This is a genomic window from Streptomyces sp. NPDC058289 (assembly GCF_042880975.1).
In the GTDB taxonomy this organism is placed as follows: domain Bacteria; phylum Actinomycetota; class Actinomycetes; order Streptomycetales; family Streptomycetaceae; genus Streptomyces; species Streptomyces stoeckheimensis.
The window spans coordinates 118670-134415 of record NZ_JBHVYI010000002.1 but is presented as its reverse complement, the minus strand read 5'-3'; the positions used below and the strand labels follow the sequence as shown (position 1 = coordinate 134415).

Here is a 15746-nt window from a genome sequence, read left to right as displayed (position 1 = left end):
CCCCCTGGCTCGGACAACCCCTGGCGCAGGTCACCCGTGCCACAGCGACCGGTGGACCTCCTCGGCCGTCGTCGGCCGCAGCCCGTCGTCGAGCAGCAGCCACCGCGTGATGCCGATCGACTCCAGGAACGGCACGTCATGGCTCGCGACCACGAGCGCCCCTTCGTAGGAATCCAGGGCATCGGTCAACTGCCGTACGCTCGCCAGGTCCAGGTTGTTCGTCGGCTCGTCCAACATGAGCAGCTGCGGGGCCGGCTCCGCGAGCAGCAGCGCCGCCAGCGTCGCCCGGAACCGTTCGCCGCCCGACAGGGTGCCGGCCGGCCGGTCCGCCCGCGCACCCCGGAACAGGAAGTGCGCGAGCCGCGCCCGGATCAGGTTGTTCGTCGCGTGCGGGGCGAACCGCGCCACGTTCTCCACGACCGAGCGCTCGTCGTCCAGTACGTCGAGCCGCTGCGGCAGGAACCGGGCCGGGACATGGGTCACCGACTCGCCCGACAGCGGGGCCAGTTCCCCGGCGATCGTCCGCAACAGCGTGGTCTTGCCCGAGCCGTTGGCCCCCACCAGCGCGATCCGCTCCGGACCGCGCAGCTCCCACTCGCCCGCGACCGCGGCGCCGTGGACCGGGTGCAGCGCGCTCAGGGTGAGCACGCGGCGGCCCGGCGGGACCTGGGTGGCGGGCAGTTTGATCCGGATCTCGGCGTCGTCGCGCACCGCCAGCTCCGCCTGGTCGAGGCGTTCCTCGGCCTCCGCCAGCTTCTCGGTGTGCATGATGCGGTGCTTGCCCGCCGACTCCTGTGCCGCGCGCTTGCGGGCACCCATGACGATCTTCGGCTCGCGCTTGGTGTCGTACATCTTCTGGCCGTACCGCTTGCGCCGGGCCAGTTTGGCGTGCGCCTGCGCCAGTTCGCGCTTCTGTCGCTGTACGTCGCCCTCCGCGACCCGGACCAGCCGCTCGGCCGCCTCCTGCTCGGCCGCGAGCATCTCCTCGTAGTCCGTGAAGTTGCCGCCGTACCAGCGGATTTCGCCTTCGCGCAGGTCGGCGATCTGGTCGACCCGGTCCAGCAGTTCCCGGTCGTGGCTGACCAGGACCAGCACTCCGGACCAGGACTCGACGGCCGCGTACAGCCGGCGCCGGGCCCGCAGATCGAGGTTGTTGGTGGGCTCGTCCAGCAGCAGGACGTCCGGACGGCTCAGCAGCAGGGCGGCCAGCCGGAGCAGCACGCACTCCCCGCCCGAGAGTTCGCCGGTGGTGCGGTCCAGTCCGATCCGGCCGAGCCCGAGCTGGTCGAGCGTGGCGAGGGCCCGCTCTTCCACGTCCCAGTCGTCGCCGACGGCCGCGAAGTTTGCCTCGGTCGCCTCGCCCGCCTCGATGGCGTGCAGGGCGGCCCGGGCGGTGTGGACGCCGAGCGCCTCGTCCACCCGCAGGGAGGTGTCGAAGGTGACGGTCTGCGGAAGCTGGCCGACGGTGCCGGCCACGGCCAACTGGCCGTCACTCGGGGTCAGTTCCCCGGCGATGAGCTTCAGCAGCGTGGACTTCCCGCAGCCGTTGCGCCCGATCAGGCCGGTACGGCCGGGGCCGACGGCCAGCTGGAACCCGTCGAAGACGGGGGTTCCGTCGGGCCAGTCGAAGGACAGGTCGGAGCAGGTGATGAACGTGGGAGCAGGACTCATGGAGGCCTCCAGGTTGCGTGAGTGGTGAGTGCAACGCGGGGGAGACACAGCGGACCGCAGCTAGGGGCGGTGGGTCGGTGTCTCGGACCTCAGAGGAACAATGTCCTGCTCCGTTTCGACGGCGATGGGGCGTCTACGAAGCTACGGTGCGGCCGGAGCCGCGGGCAAACGAATTAAGCGAGGGGTCAGCAGGAGTCGCGCATCAGCTCGGCGAGGCTCTGGTCCATGTCGAGGTACAGGTGCTCCAGGCCGGGCGGGACGATCGTCGAGGCCCGCTCCAGGAAGCGGTGCAGCTCGGCCGTCACCATCAGCACGATCGCGACCCCCTCGGGGGCGTGGAACTCCACGGTGGTCCGGTCGGCGTCGTACGGGCGCACGCGCACGTCCCCGCAGCCGGACGGGCGATCCAGCCCGTACTCCAGCAGCTCCCGCGAGAACGTCCACGAGACCTCGACGCCCTCCAGGGTCGCGGGCGCGGGAAAGGCCATCCGGACGGCGAAGGGATCCGACCGGTCGTAGCAGAGCGTGACGGGTACGGTGTCGACCTTCGGCGCGGTGGCGACCAGTCGGGCCTGCACGGCCTGCTCGATGACAGTGATCAAGGCTCGCTCCCTTGCGGCGGATCTCATTGCCGGACCGCGGGGTGCGGGGCCCGGCAACGGGATAGACGCGTGAAGCGGCGAATCCGTGCACGCGACCTGGAGTGAGCTGTGTCACCGAGTGGCCTGAACGCGCCTGTGTGATCGCACAGGGTGACGGTGGCACGGGCATCCGGGGCCTGTCCGCAGGACCCGGAGCGGCCGCAGTACGGCTGGTTCCCGCTCACTCCACAGGCCCAAGGCAGGCTCCGGACCGCCCGGCGCGGACCATCCGGAGCCCCGGAGCCCCACCCCTAGACCACCGGGCTCTCCCGCACCGTCGCCAGGTCCGCCGAGGTCTTCGTCGCGAGGAACTCGGTGATGCGGTACGTGCAGACGCCCGCCACCGTGAAGGGGTCCCCGGCCGCGATCCTCTCGATCTCCGCGCGGGACACCCCGCCGGCCAGGATCATGCCCCCGTCGCGCGGGACCTTGCGGCCCGAGGCGAGGAAGATGCCGGCGGCGTAGTAGCCGTCCAGCCAGGCGATGTGCGCGTCCATCTCTTCTTCGACGGCTTCGACGGGCGCAGTGTAGGTGAGCTCCATGACGAACATGATCGCCAGGCTACTCTCGCACCACTATGACGAGTGCGAAGATCCCCGCCGACGAGGCCGGAGCCAAGGCGATACAGGACGAACTGCGCGGCCGGGTCGTCCTGACCGAAACCGGACCCCCGCCCGGCGAAGGGCTGATCGCGGGGGTGGACGTGGCCTACGACGACGAGCGCGACCTGGTGGCCGCCGCGGCCGTCGTCCTCGACGCCGCCACCCTGCGGGTCGTCGAGGAGGCCACCTCCGTCGGCCGCGTCAGCTTCCCCTACGTACCCGGGCTGCTCGCCTTCCGCGAGCTGCCGACCGTGCTCGCCGCGCTGGAGGCGCTGACCGTCACGCCCGGTCTGGTCGTCTGCGACGGCTACGGGCTGGCCCACCCGCGCCGCTTCGGGCTCGCCTGCCACCTCGGCGTGGTCACCGGGCTGCCCGCCATCGGCGTCGCGAAGAACCCATTCACCTTCACCTACGAGGAACCGGGCGCCCGGCGCGGGGACCTCTCCCCGCTCCGCGCGCCCGACGGCGAGGTCGTCGGGCGGGCGCTGCGCACGCAGGACGGGATCAAGCCCGTGTACGTCTCGGTGGGCCACCGGGTGTCCCTGGACAACGCCTGCGCGCACGCCCTTGCGCTGAGCCCCCGCTTCCGGATCCCGGAGACCACCCGGCACGCCGACTCGCTGTGCCGGCGGGCCCTGCGCGAAGCCACCGCCTAGGGCGGGCCGTCCGCGCGACGCCTCAGTCGGAGGCCGCCACCCGGAAGCGGATGCCCGCCTTCTGGAGCCGGTCCAGCAGGGCGTCGCCCATCGCCACGGCGGTGGTCAGCTGGCCGGACAGCTCGGGCAGGGCGTCGTAGGCGAGGCAGAGCGCGGACTCCGCGAACATCTTCGCGGTCTCCCCGTACCCCGGGTCGCCGCCCGAGACCTCGGTGAAGACCCGACGGCCGCCGCCCTCGCCCACGAACCGCACGCTGAACCAGCTGCGCGCCCGCCGCTCCGCGTCCGGACCCTGGCCCGGCTCCCAGCGGTCCGCCAGCCACTTCCGCACCGGCGGGATCTGCGCGAGGGCGGCCACCCCGCCGACCGCCGCCGTACCGCCCACGGCGACGGGCAGGTGGCGTACGGAGGCGTAGTGCCGGTAGCGGAAGTCCGGGCCGTACCGCTCCAGCGCGGCCGCCGACCGGGCCACGACCTGGACGTCCAGGACGGGCATGGGCAGGGCCCAAGTACCGGTCTCCCGGCTGAAGCGCGGTGCACCCACGGGCACGCGTACCCGCCGGCCCAGCAGCCGGGGCTCGTGCATCCGGCGCGCACGGGCGGCGGCCAGGTTCTGCGGTCCGCGGCCCAGCGCAGTGAGCACGGTGGTGAAGGTGCCGCCCGAGAACAGGGCGTTGGAGCGCACGAACGCGTCCACGGTCAGCGGGACCCCGACCGGCAGTTGTCCGACCGTGAAGTACGCCCCGAGATCCGCCGGGACGGAGTCGAAGCCGCAGGCGTGCACGATCCGGGCGCCGCTCTCGCGGGCCCGCGCGTCGTGCTCGACGTACATCCGGTCCACGAACTCCGGCTCGCCGGTCAGATCCAGGTAGTCGGTGCCCGCCGCCGCGCAGGCGGCCACGAGCGGGGCCCCGTACCAGACGTACGGCCCCACGGTCGTGGCCAGCACCCGGGTGGAGGCCGCCAGTTCGCGCGTCGCCACGGCGTCCTGGGCATCCGCGCGCAGCAGCGGCAGGTCCGCACAGCGCGGGTCGAGGGCGGTCAGCCGCTCGCGCAGCCGCTCCAGCTTCGCGAGGTCGCGCCCCGCGAGGGCCCAGCGGCAGTCCGCGGGGGCGTGCGCCGCGAGGTACTCGGCGGTCAGAGCGCCCACGAACCCGGTCGCGCCGAAGAGCACGAGGTCGTACTCCCGTTCCGCGGTGCGCGGTTCGTGCCGGACAGCTGCGTTCATCGGGAGCCTCCCAGACGGTGTCGGTGGTGGCTGAGGCTAGCGCGTGGCCGTCGTGCGGCGGACAGCGCCCCGGGTGCGGCCTGCGACGGCCGTTCCCGGGGCGCTGTACGGGCGGCCGGGCGGGTGCTCGGCCTCTGGGGTCAGTCCTCCTGGTACAGGCCGAAGACGTCGAGGATGAGGTCGATGTCCCCGTCGCTCTGGTTCCAGAAGTCGACGACGCCGGTCTCGCCGGTGCTCGTCTGGACCAGGTTCGGGACGGTCTTGCCGGGCGTCCAGTTCAGGGTCGAGGAGGTGGGCGCCACGGGCTCGCCCGTGCTCGGGTCCGGTCCGACCGCGAGGAATCCCGCGTCCTTGGTGTTGGTCACCGTGGCGTTCAGTACGAAGCCCGTGACGCCTTGACCCGGTGCGGACAGCGGCGCGTAGATGTAGGCGCGGCCGGCCAGGGGGCCGTACGCATCGTCATCGGGGTCGCGGGTGTCGACGAAACGCCCGGGCTCTTCGAAGGGCAGGTACGAGCCCTTGCTCTGCGGGCTGTAGTAGCCGACGACGTCGACGATGACGTCGGCCGATTTCCAGCCGCCGTTGCGGATGCTGATCCTGCCGTCGGGGCCGACCGGGACGATCACCGAGTTGGCGATGGTCTGGCCCGTCGTGAAGTTCACGTTGGACGCGGTCGGCACCTGCTGCCCGCTCGGGAAGACGGTCAGGTGGCCGTCGCTCATCGGGTTGGTGACCGTGACGTTCAGGGCCACGGCGGTGACCCCGGAGGCGGGAACCTTGCCGAGGCCGGTGATCTGGGTGCTGAAGATCCCGTAGCCGGGGACCTGGCCCTTGGGGGCGCCGAGGGCGATGCGGCTGTCGACGAAGCGGGCCGGGGCCAGCGGGGTGTAACCGCTGGAGGCGGACCGGGTGAAGTAGCCGGTGACGTCGGCGATCAGGTCGACCGATTCCCAGCCGCCGTTGTAGAGGTTGACGTAGCCGTCGGCACCGACGGGCACGATGACCAGGTTCGGGACGGTCTGGCCGGGCGCGAAGTTGACGTTCGACGTGGTCGGACGCGTGGTGCCGTTGGCGAAGGCGGTGATGTGGCCGCCGCTCGTGGTGTTCGTGACGGTGACGTTGAGGACCACGGCGGTCACGCCGGCGGGAATGGTGCCGTTGCCGCCGATCTTCACCCGCGCGGAGGTGTACCGGGCGACCTTGCTCGCGACCGCACCGGTGCCGTTACGGGTGTCCAGCAGGCGGGTCGGGCCGTACGGGGTGTAGTCCGAGCCCTCGGTCGTGACGGACAGCTGGTTGGAGGCCACCACGTTGTTGGCGCTGTCCGTCACGGTCACCTTGACCGTGTACGTGCCGAGCTCCGTGTAGGTGTGCTGCTCGGTCAGGGTTTGGCTGCCAGAGGCCTGGCTGACCGTCGAGTGCGTGTCGCCGTAGTCGACGACGACGGTGAGCGGCGTGGCCGCGCTGGTGATCTCGCTCTTGAGCTCGATCGCGTGCGCGCTGAGGGGGGTCGCGGTCAGTCCCACCTCGAGGCCCTGGTTGCCATCGGCGGTCGCGGACAGCGCCGTGGCCGTCGGCGCGCTCTTGGTTGCCGGGGCGGTCCGCAGGGTCGACTGCCCGGCGGGGCTCGTGGACTTGGGCGCGTCCTCCAGGCCGTTCTGGGCCAGGTCCGGAGTGCTGATGCCCTGGGCACCGCCGGTGGCCGGCCCGGCCGCCTGCGCCATGCCCGGTATGAGGGAAATACCCGCTGCGAAAACGGCTGCGGATGCAGCGAGTCGGCGGTATGACACCGAGCCTCCGAAATGTCAGTGAGCCCCTGATCGGGGCTGAAAGCGCGCTCAGGCTACAGAGCCCGCCGACCGGCCTGACATGGGGGTCTTTCCGTTGCCGCCCCGTTGCCGTGCTGTTGCCTTCCCCTGGCCGTCCACTGCCGGGAGGGCGACGGAAAGCGCCCCGGGAGCGGCTGGACGGCCGTTCCCGGGGCGCTGCCGTACGGTCGGTGTCGGCCGCGTTCACTGCTCGGTGGGGATCAGAAGTCGTCGTAGACGCCGAAGACGTCGACGATGACGTCGATGTTGCGGTCGCTCTCGTTGAAGACGTCGACGATGCCGTTGTTGCCGGTGCTCGCCTGGACCAGGTTCGGGACGGTCTTGCCGGGCGTGAAGTTCAGCGTCGACGAGCTGGGAGATCCGGGCGCGGTCGCCCAGCCCCCGTCGTAGGCCTCCTTCGAGTTCGGGTCCGGCGCGACCGCGAGGAAGCCGGTGTCCTTGGGATTGGTCACCGTGGTGTTCATGACGAAGGCCTTGACGCTCGGGTACGCCGTGCTGAGCTTCATGTAGATGTACCAGCGGCCCTGCAGGGGGCCGTACTTCCAGAGGTTGGGGTCGCGGGTGTCGATCCGGCGGTACGGCTGGAACGGCACGTACGCGGCCTGGCTGGTGGGGCTGTAGTAGCCGACGACGTCGATGATGACGTCGGTGCCCTTCCAGCTGCCGTTGCGGATCTTGATCTTGCCGTCGGCGCCGATGGGGACGATCACCGAGTTGGCGATGGTCTGGCCGCCGCTGAAGTTCAGGTTGGAAGCGGTGGGCGCGGCCTTGCCGCTCGGGTAGACGGTCAGGTGGCCGGCGTCCTTCGGGTTGGTCACCGTCACGTTGAGCGCGACCGCGGTGGCCCCGAAGGGGACGTAACCGGCGCCCGAGATCGTGGCGCTGAAGGTGCCGTAGCCGGCGATCTGGCCCTTGCGGACGCCGAGACCCGTGCGGGTGTCCACGTGGCGCGAGGGATCGATCGCCGTGTAGCCGCTGGCGGCGGACCGGGTGAAGTAGCCGGTGACGTCGGCGATCAGGTCGACCGACTCCCAGCCACCGTTGTAGAGCTCGACGTAGCCGTCGGCGCCGACCGGCACGATGACCAGGTTGGGGACCGTCTGGCCGGGCTCGTAGTTGAGGTTCGAGGTCGTCGGGCGGGTGGTGCCCGCGGCGAAGGCGGTGACGTGGCCACCGCTGTTGGTGTTGGTGACGGTGACGTTGAGGGCCACCGCGGTCACACCGGCGGGGATGGTGCCGAAGCCGCCGACCTTGACCCGCGCGGACTTGTACGGGGCGACCTTGGCGGCCTTGGGCGCGCCCGTGCCGTCACGGGTGTCCAGCAGCCGGGTCGGGTTGTACGGGGTGAACTCGGAGCCGTCCGTCGTGACCGTGACCGTGTTCTTGTCGGAGGTGCCGGTGGCGGTGTCCTCGACGTTGACGGTGACGACGTACGTGCCCACCTCGGCGTAGATGTGCTCCCTCTTGTCCACCCCGGAACCGGTCGAGCCGTAGCTCTCCGTCATCCCCTGGTCGCCCCAGTCGATGGTGACGGTGAGGGACTGGCCGGGCTCGCCCGTGACCTCGGACGTCAGGGCGACCCCGTGGGCCGTGGTGGTCTCGGCCTTCAGCCCGACCTTGTAGGCCGGATCGGCGGCGACCTGCGCCTGGGCGGAGCCGGCGGCCTTGGCCGTACGGGCCGACTTGGTGCGGTCGGCGGGGCTGGAGAAGGTCTTGGAGCCCCTCGCCTCGGCCAGGTCCTGCTCCACGTCGGGCGCTTCGAGCCCGTGGCCCTTGCTCGGCGCGGGGTCGGCCGCGTGGGCCAGACCCGGGATGAGCGACATGCCTGCCGCGAGGATGGTCGCGGATGCTACGAGTCGGCGATGAGACACCGAGCCCCCCCAATGTCGTGTGTCTGCCGGCCCTCGAGCGGGGCCGGAGAACCCGCCGGGCCTCCCTGGCCCGCGGGTGGCCGTACGGGGCCCTCCCTGGCCCGGTGTACGGCGGGTGGTGCGCCGGGGGGAGCGGCCTGGACGGCCGCGCCCACCCCCGGGGCACCGTGATCCACTGTGGTGCACGGGGTGCGGCCGTGTCGGGCCGCCTCCGGTGCCTACGGGTGGATCAGTTGTCCATGTAGATGCCGAAGATGTCGACGATGAGGTCGATGTTGGCGTCGCTCCAGTTGAAGAAGTCGATGACGCCGGTGTTGCCGCGGCCCGCCTGCACCAGGTTCGGGACGGTCTTGTTCGCGGTGAAGTTCAGGTTCGACGAGGTCGGGATCGGCACCTCGACGTTGGTCCCGTTGTCGTAGTCCGCGATGGTGTTCGGGTCCGGGGCGACCGCAAGGAACCCGGCACCCTTGGTGTTGGTCACCGTGGTGTTCAGCACGAAGCCCGTGGTGTTCGGGTAGCCGTCGCCGAGTCCGAGCGCGCTGTAGTAGCGGCCGGGCAGCGGCTTCTTGTTCTCGCGGGTGTCCTTCACGCGCTCCGGCTCGAAGGGGAGGTAAGCGCTGACGCTGTCGGGGCTGTAGTAGCCGACGACGTCGACGATCACGTCGGCCGGGTTCCAGCCGCCGTTGCGGATGCTGATCTTGCCGTCGGTGCCGACCGGGACGATCACCGAGTTGGCGATGGTCTGGCCCGTGGTGAAGTTCAGGTTGGACGCGTTCGGCGCGGCCTTCCCGGCGGGGAAGACGGTCAGGTGGCCGTCGCTCCGCGGGTTGGTGACCGTCACGTTGAGCGCCACGGCCTTGGCCCCGGCGGGGACGCCGCGGTTGCCCGCGATCTTGGTGGTGATGGTCCCGTAGCCGGGGACCTGGCCCTTGCGGGTGCCGAGACCGTCCCGGGTGTCGACGTGGCGCTCCGGGGTCAGCGCGGTGTAGCCGCTGGAGGCGGACTGGGTGAAGTAGCCGGTGATGTCGGCGATCAGGTCGACTCCCAGCCAGCCGCCGTTGTAGAGCTCGACGTAGCCGTCGGCGCCGACCGGGACGATGACCAGGTTGGGGACCGTCTGGCCGGGCTCGAAGTTGAGGTTCGAGGTGGTCGGACGCTCGGTGCCCGAGGCGAAGGCGGTGATGTGGCCGCCGCTGAAGGTGGTGGTGACGGTGACGTTGAGGGCCACCGCGGTCACACCGGCGGGGATGGTGCCGTAGCCGCCGACCTTGACCCGCGTGGACTTGTACGGGAGGACCCTGTCCGAGCCCTTACGGGTGTCCAGCAGGCGGGTCGGGGTGTACGGGGTGAAGTCCGAGCCCTCGGTGGTGATGGCGACGGAGTTCTCGGCGGAGACGCCGTTGACGGCGTCGGTCACCTTGACCTTGACCGTGTACGTGCCGACCTCGCGGTACACGTGCTCCACGTGCGCCGCTTGGGTGCCGTGGGCGCTCGCCGTGCCGGAGGTGCCGTCGCCCCAGTCGATGGTGAGCTCGACGTCGACGTCCGCGCTCGTGACGCCCATGCTCAGTTCGAGCGAGTGCGCGTTGAACGTGGTGCCGTGCAGGGCCACCGCGAGGTCCGGGTTGCCCTCGGAGCCCGCCAGCGTGCCGGCCGCCTTGCTCTTGCCGGCGGCCGGGACCTTGACCGAGCGGTCGGCCGGGCTGTCGAACTTGGTGGTCTTGGCCTCGATGGCGGAGTCAAGATCGGGCTTGGATACCCCCTGCACCTTGCCCGGCTCGGAGTCGGCGGCGTTCGCCAGCCCCGGTATAAGAGAAATGCCTGCCGCGAGGATGGTCGCGGATGCTACGAGTCGGCGATGAGACACCGAGCCCCCCCAAATGTCTGTGCGCCCTGGAACAGGGCTGAAAGCCCGCTCAGACTACCTAACAGCCGGCCCGTGGATCACCCGGGTTTATCTGTTTGCGTTTGCACTGATTGGGGCCTGTGGTCCGATTCCTCCGGCATCCTCGCGGCCGACCGGTCTAGCGTGAGGAAAGACGTAAGGAAAGAACGGTCCGTGCGAGCGGGTGAGGCCCGCGGTGAGTGGAGGTCCGCGTGAAGGCTGGGGTACGCAAGTGGGAAGCGGTACGGGAGTTCGCCCTGGGGCTGCCCCAGGCTCGCGAGGAGTTCCCGTGGGGTCCTGAGGACTGCGTCGTGAAGGTCAACAAGAAGATCTTCGTCTTCCTGGGGAACACCGACGGCCCGTCGCCCGGGATCTCCGTGAAGCTCAAGGACGAGGCGCTGCACGGCCACGCCATGACCGCGCCGGGCGCGGAGCCGACCGGATACGGGCTGGGGAAGGCCGGCTGGGTCTCCGTGCCGCTGGGGGAGAAGGGGGCGCCCTCCGCCGAGGTGCTGTGCGAGTGGGTGGAGGAGAGCTACCGGACCGTCGCGCTCAAGCGGGATCTCAAGGAGCTCGACGCGCGCACCGCCGGACCCGGAGTCGGGGGAAACACCGCAACCGGCTAAGCGCTTGCTCTTGTGCTCAGTGGAACAGGTTCCTAGCATCACTGGTGTTACATCGGTTGTGTCACACAGTGGCGGCAGTGGTGCCACCGGATGCTGGGGGCTCGATGGCAGTGACAGGGAACGCGGCGGGGAACGTGCCGGGGAGCGGCGGGGGCCCGCTCGCGGGCGTGCGCGTCGTCGAGCTGGCGGGCATCGGGCCGGGCCCGTTCGCCGCCATGCTCCTCGCCGACCTGGGAGCCGACGTGGTGCGGGTGGACCGGCCCGGCGGCGGCGGGCTGGCCGTGAACCCGGCCTACGACATCACCAACCGCAACAAGCGTTCCGTCCTCGTCGACCTGAAGTCCGCCGACGGCCCGGCCCGCGTCCTGGACCTGGTCGAGCGCGCCGACGTGCTCATCGAGGGCTTCCGCCCCGGGGTCGCCGAACGGCTCGGCGTGGGCCCGGCCGACTGCCACGCCCGCAACCCCCGGCTCGTGTACGGCCGGATGACCGGCTGGGGCCAGGACGGCCCGCTCGCCCACACCGCCGGGCACGACATCGCGTACATCGCCGTCACCGGCGCCCTCGGCATGATCGGCAACCCGGGCGAACCCCCGGCCGTCCCCGCCAACCTGGTCGGTGACTACGCGGGCGGCTCGCTCTACCTCGTCATCGGCGTCCTCGCCGCCCTCCAGCACGCCCGCACCCCCGGCGGTACGGGCCAGGTCGTCGACGCGGCCATCGTCGACGGGACCGCGCACCTCACCGCCATGATCCACGGGATGATGGCGGCCGGCGGCTGGCAGGACCGGCGCGGGGCCAACCTCCTCGACGGCGGCTGCCCCTTCTACGGCAGCTACGAGACCTCCGACGGCGGCTACATGGCCGTCGGCGCGCTGGAGCAGCAGTTCTACGACACCTTCGTGGAGCTCCTCGGCATCAAGGACGAGGCCCCCGCCCGCAAGGACCTGGCCCGCTGGGGCGAGCTCCGCGAGGCCGTCGCCGCGCGCTTCAAGTCCCGTACCCGCGAGGAGTGGACGGCCGTCTTCGGGGGCACCGACGCCTGCGTGGCGCCCGTGCTCTCGCTGCGCGAGGCCCCGCACCACCCGCACCTGGCCGCCCGCGGCACCTTCGTCGAGGCCGCCGGCATCACCCAGCCGGCCCCCGCGCCCCGCTTCTCCGCGACCCCGGCCACCGCGGTGGGGGGACCCGCGCTGCCGGGCGCGCACACGGAGTCGGTGGCGGCCGACTGGGGCGTACCGGGGCTGATGGAGAAGGACGCCTGATGGAACTCTCGATGATGCTGGACTACGCCGCGGACCCGCGCCGCGCCGCCGACGCGGCCGCGGAGCTGGAGGCGGCCGGGCTCGACGCGGTGTGGGTGGCCGAGGCCTGGGGCTTCGACGCCCCGACGATCATGGGATACCTGGCCGCCCGGACCGAGCGGATGAAGATCGGCTCGGCCATCCTCAACGTCTACTCGCGGACCCCCGCCCTCATCGCCCAGACCGCGGCGGGCCTGGACGCGATGTCCGGCGGCCGGGCGATGCTCGGCCTCGGGGCGTCGGGCCCGCAGGTGGTCGAGGGCTGGCACGGAAAGCCGTACGACAAGCCCATCGGCCGGACCCGCGAGACGGTCGAGCTGTGCCGGCGCATCTGGCGCCGCGAGACCATCGACCACCACGGCATCACCGACATGCCGCTGCCGCCGGAGAAGGGCGGCCGGCACGGCAAGCCGCTGAAGATGCTGACCCGGCCGGTCCGCCCGGACATTCCGGTCTACGTGGCCTCGCTGGGACCGGCCAACGTGCGGATGACGGCCGAGATCGCAGACGGCTGGCTGCCCACCCTCTTCGTGCCGGAGAAGGCCGACGCGGTGTGGGGGAGCGCCCTCGCCGAAGGCGCGGCCCTGCGCGCGCCCGAGCTCGGCCCGCTCCAGGTCGCGGCGGGCGGACTGCTCGCCATCGGCGAGGACGCCGCGGTCGTACGGGACCTCGCGCGGCCGCAGATCGCCCTGTACGTCGGCGGCATGGGCGCGGTCGGCAAGAACTTCTACAACGACCTGGCCGTCGCCTACGGGTACGAGGAGGAGGCCCGGAAGATCCAGGAGCTCTACCTCTCCGGGCACAAGCGCGACGCCGCGGCCGCCGTACCGGACGAGCTGTGCGAGCTCACCACGCTGTGCGGGCCCGAGGGTTACGTGCGCGAGCGCGTCGAGGCCTTCCGGGCTGCCGGGGTGACCATGCTCAACGTCACGCCCGTGGGTCCCGAGCCTGCCCGGCTCATCGAAACCGTGAAGAACTGGCTGTAAGGAGCCGTCTGATGAAGCGCCAGCTCTTCGACGCCGACCACGAGGCGTTCCGCGAGACCGTCCGCACCTTCCTCACCAAGGAGGTGCTGCCGCACTACGAGCAGTGGGAGAAGGACGGGATCGTCAGCCGCGAGGCCTGGCGGGCCGCCGGCCGGCAGGGGCTGCTCGGCCTGGCCGTCCCCGAGGAGTACGGGGGCGGCGGGAACACCGACTTCCGCTACGCGGCGGTGATCGCCGAGGAGTTCACCCGGGCGGGCGCCGCCGGGCTCGCCATCGGCCTGCACAACGACATCATCGGGCCGTACCTGACCTCGCTGGCCACCGAGGAGCAGAAGCGCCGCTGGCTGCCCGGCTTCTGCTCCGGCGAGATCATCACCGCCATCGCGATGACCGAGCCGGGCGCGGGCTCCGACCTCCAGGGCATCCGGACCACCGCCGAGGACGCCGGCGACCACTGGGTGCTCAACGGCTCCAAGACCTTCATCTCCAACGGCATCCTCGCCGACCTGGTGATCGTGGTCGCGAAGACCACCCCCGAGGGCGGGGCGCACGGGATGTCGCTGCTGGTCGTGGAGCGCGGCACGGAGGGCTTCGAGCGCGGCCGCAACCTCGACAAGATCGGCCAGAAGGCGCAGGACACCGCCGAGCTGTTCTTCAACGACGTGCGCGTCCCCAAGGAGAACCTGCTCGGCGAGCTGAACGGCGCCTTCGTCCACCTGATGACCAACCTCGCGCAGGAGCGGATGGGCATCGCGATGGCCGGCATCGCCGCCGCCGAGTACCTGCTGGAGATCACCACGCAGTACGTGAAGGAGCGCGAGGCCTTCGGCCGGCCGCTCTCCAAGCTCCAGCACGTCCGCTTCGAGATCGCGGAGATGGCCACCGAGTGCGCGGTCACCCGTACCTTCCTCGACCGCTGTATCACCGACCACTCCAACGGGGAGCTGGACCACGTCCACGCCTCGATGGCGAAGTGGTGGGCCACCGAACTCCAGAAGCGGGTCGCCGACCGCTGTCTGCAGTTGCACGGCGGATACGGATACATGACCGAGTACCGGGTCGCGCGGGCCTTCACCGACGGCCGCATCCAGACCATCTACGGCGGCACGACCGAGATCATGAAGGAGATCATCGGGCGTTCCCTGCTGGCCTGACCTCCTCTTGATTCCTTTGCCCCTCCCCACGCCTCCGCACCCCCGAAAGGCTTGACCAGTGAGCACCGAAGCGTACGTATACGACGCGATCCGCACGCCGCGCGGCCGAGGCAAGGCCAATGGCTCCCTGCACGGAACCAAGCCGATCGACCTGGTCGTCGGCCTCATCCACGCCCTGCGCGAGCGCAACCCCGGCCTGGACCCCGGCACCATCGACGACATCGTGCTCGGCGTCGTCAGCCCGGTCGGCGACCAGGGCTCCGACATCGCCCGGATCGCGGCGATCGCCGCCGGGCTGCCGGACACCGTCGCCGGAGTCCAGGAGAACCGCTTCTGCGCCTCGGGCCTCGAAGCCGTCAACATGGCTGCGGCGAAGGTCCGTTCCGGCTGGGAGGACCTCGTCCTCGCGGGCGGCGTGGAGTCGATGTCCCGCGTCCCGATGGCCTCGGACGGCGGAGCCTGGTTCAACGACCCGATGACGGGCTGGGACACCGACTTCGTCCCGCAGGGCATCGGCGCCGACCTGATCGCCACGATCGAGGGGTTCTCCCGCCGTGACGTGGACGAGTACGCCTCCCTGTCCCAGGAGCGGGCCGCCGCCGCCATCAAGGACGGCCGCTTCGCCAAGTCGATCGTCCCGGTCACCGACCGCAACGGCCTGGTGGTCCTGGACCACGACGAGTTCGTCCGCCCCGGCACCACCGCCGACACCCTCGCCCGGCTGAAGCCCTCCTTCGCGGACATCGGCGAACTCGGCGGCTTCGACGCCGTCGCCCTGCAGAAGTACCACTGGGTCGAGAAGATCGACCACGTCCACCACGCGGGCAACTCCTCCGGCATCGTCGACGGCGCCTCCCTCGTCGCGATCGGCTCCCGCGAGGCGGGAGAGCGCAACGGACTCACCCCGCGCGCCCGGATCGTCTCGGCCGCCGTCTCCGGCTCCGAGCCCACCATCATGCTCACCGGCCCCGCCCCGGCCACCCGCAAGGCCCTCGCCAAGGCCGGCCTGACCATCGACGACATCGACCTGATCGAGATCAACGAGGCCTTCGCCGGCGTCGTGCTGCGCTTCGTCAAGGACATGGGCGTCTCCCTGGACAAGGTCAACGTCAACGGCGGCGCCATCGCGCTCGGCCACCCGCTCGGCGCCACCGGCGCGATGATCCTCGGCACCGTCGTCGACGAACTGGAGCGCCAGGACAAGCGCTACGGCCTCGTCACCCTCTGCGTCGGCGGCGGCATGGGCGTCGCCACCATCGTCGAACGCCTCTGACTCGTCCTGATCCCAGATCC

The 15746-nt window shown here is 71.1% G+C and carries 13 protein-coding genes; 6 read left to right on the top strand and 7 right to left on the bottom strand.

Going from position 1 to position 15746, the window contains the following annotated elements; all coding sequences use genetic code 11:
* Positions 1-30: 30 nt before the first annotated feature.
* The 3 genes from ACFVX6_RS01485 to ACFVX6_RS01475 all read right to left on the bottom strand — a co-directional run bounded on the left by ACFVX6_RS01485 (position 31) and on the right by ACFVX6_RS01475 (position 2863).
* On the bottom strand, positions 31-1671 hold the full coding sequence (locus tag ACFVX6_RS01485; RefSeq protein WP_389686785.1) for an ABC-F family ATP-binding cassette domain-containing protein: 1641 nt from the start codon (positions 1669-1671) through the stop codon (positions 31-33).
* A 185-nt stretch (positions 1672-1856) separates the two neighbouring features.
* Entirely contained in the window at positions 1857-2273 is a 417-nt protein-coding gene (locus tag ACFVX6_RS01480) for an SsgA family sporulation/cell division regulator (RefSeq protein WP_250740819.1), read from the bottom strand.
* Positions 2274-2563: 290 nt separating this feature from the next.
* The gene (locus tag ACFVX6_RS01475; protein WP_389686783.1) at positions 2564-2863 is read right to left on the bottom strand and encodes a YciI family protein; all 300 of its coding nucleotides are present in this window, start codon (positions 2861-2863) and stop codon (positions 2564-2566) included.
* A 26-nt stretch (positions 2864-2889) separates the two neighbouring features.
* On the opposite strand from ACFVX6_RS01475, the gene ACFVX6_RS01470 reads away from it, so the two are divergent.
* The gene (locus tag ACFVX6_RS01470) at positions 2890-3570 is read left to right on the top strand and encodes an endonuclease V (protein ID WP_389686781.1); all 681 of its coding nucleotides are present in this window, start codon (positions 2890-2892) and stop codon (positions 3568-3570) included.
* 22 nt (positions 3571-3592) lie between these two features.
* On the opposite strand, the gene ACFVX6_RS01465 is transcribed toward ACFVX6_RS01470, so the two are convergent.
* The 4 genes from ACFVX6_RS01465 to ACFVX6_RS01450 all read right to left on the bottom strand — a co-directional run bounded on the left by ACFVX6_RS01465 (position 3593) and on the right by ACFVX6_RS01450 (position 10365).
* Positions 3593-4798 (bottom strand): saccharopine dehydrogenase family protein, encoded by a 1206-nt coding sequence (locus ACFVX6_RS01465; protein ID WP_389686779.1) that lies wholly within the window; start codon positions 4796-4798, stop codon positions 3593-3595.
* 140 nt (positions 4799-4938) lie between these two features.
* Positions 4939-6522, bottom strand: coding sequence for a hypothetical protein (locus ACFVX6_RS01460; protein ID WP_389686777.1), 1584 nt, complete (start codon positions 6520-6522; stop codon positions 4939-4941).
* Between the two features lie 305 nt (positions 6523-6827).
* Positions 6828-8450, bottom strand: coding sequence for a hypothetical protein (locus tag ACFVX6_RS01455; protein ID WP_389686775.1), 1623 nt, complete (start codon positions 8448-8450; stop codon positions 6828-6830).
* Between the two features lie 277 nt (positions 8451-8727).
* Complete coding sequence (locus tag ACFVX6_RS01450) at positions 8728-10365, bottom strand: PKD domain-containing protein (protein ID WP_389686773.1); 1638 nt, start codon at positions 10363-10365, stop codon at positions 8728-8730.
* Positions 10366-10583: 218 nt separating this feature from the next.
* On the opposite strand from ACFVX6_RS01450, the gene ACFVX6_RS01445 reads away from it, so the two are divergent.
* From ACFVX6_RS01445 to ACFVX6_RS01425, 5 genes are all read left to right on the top strand, one after another.
* On the top strand, positions 10584-11009 hold the full coding sequence (locus ACFVX6_RS01445) for an MmcQ/YjbR family DNA-binding protein (RefSeq protein WP_389686771.1): 426 nt from the start codon (positions 10584-10586) through the stop codon (positions 11007-11009).
* 104 nt (positions 11010-11113) lie between these two features.
* Positions 11114-12274, top strand: coding sequence for a CaiB/BaiF CoA transferase family protein (locus ACFVX6_RS01440; RefSeq protein ID WP_389686769.1), 1161 nt, complete (start codon positions 11114-11116; stop codon positions 12272-12274).
* Positions 12274-13299: an LLM class F420-dependent oxidoreductase gene (locus ACFVX6_RS01435; protein WP_389686767.1), complete on the top strand. Its 1026-nt coding sequence runs from the start codon at positions 12274-12276 to the stop codon at positions 13297-13299. Before ACFVX6_RS01440 ends, ACFVX6_RS01435 begins: the two co-directional genes overlap by 1 nt.
* 11 nt (positions 13300-13310) lie before the next feature.
* Positions 13311-14453 (top strand): acyl-CoA dehydrogenase family protein, encoded by a 1143-nt coding sequence (locus ACFVX6_RS01430; RefSeq protein ID WP_266903184.1) that lies wholly within the window; start codon positions 13311-13313, stop codon positions 14451-14453.
* A gap of 58 nt (positions 14454-14511) precedes the next feature.
* Positions 14512-15726 carry an acetyl-CoA C-acetyltransferase gene (locus tag ACFVX6_RS01425; protein WP_274550410.1) on the top strand — a complete coding sequence of 405 codons (1215 nt, stop codon included), beginning with the start codon at positions 14512-14514 and terminating at the stop codon, positions 15724-15726.
* Positions 15727-15746: the final 20 nt, after the last annotated feature.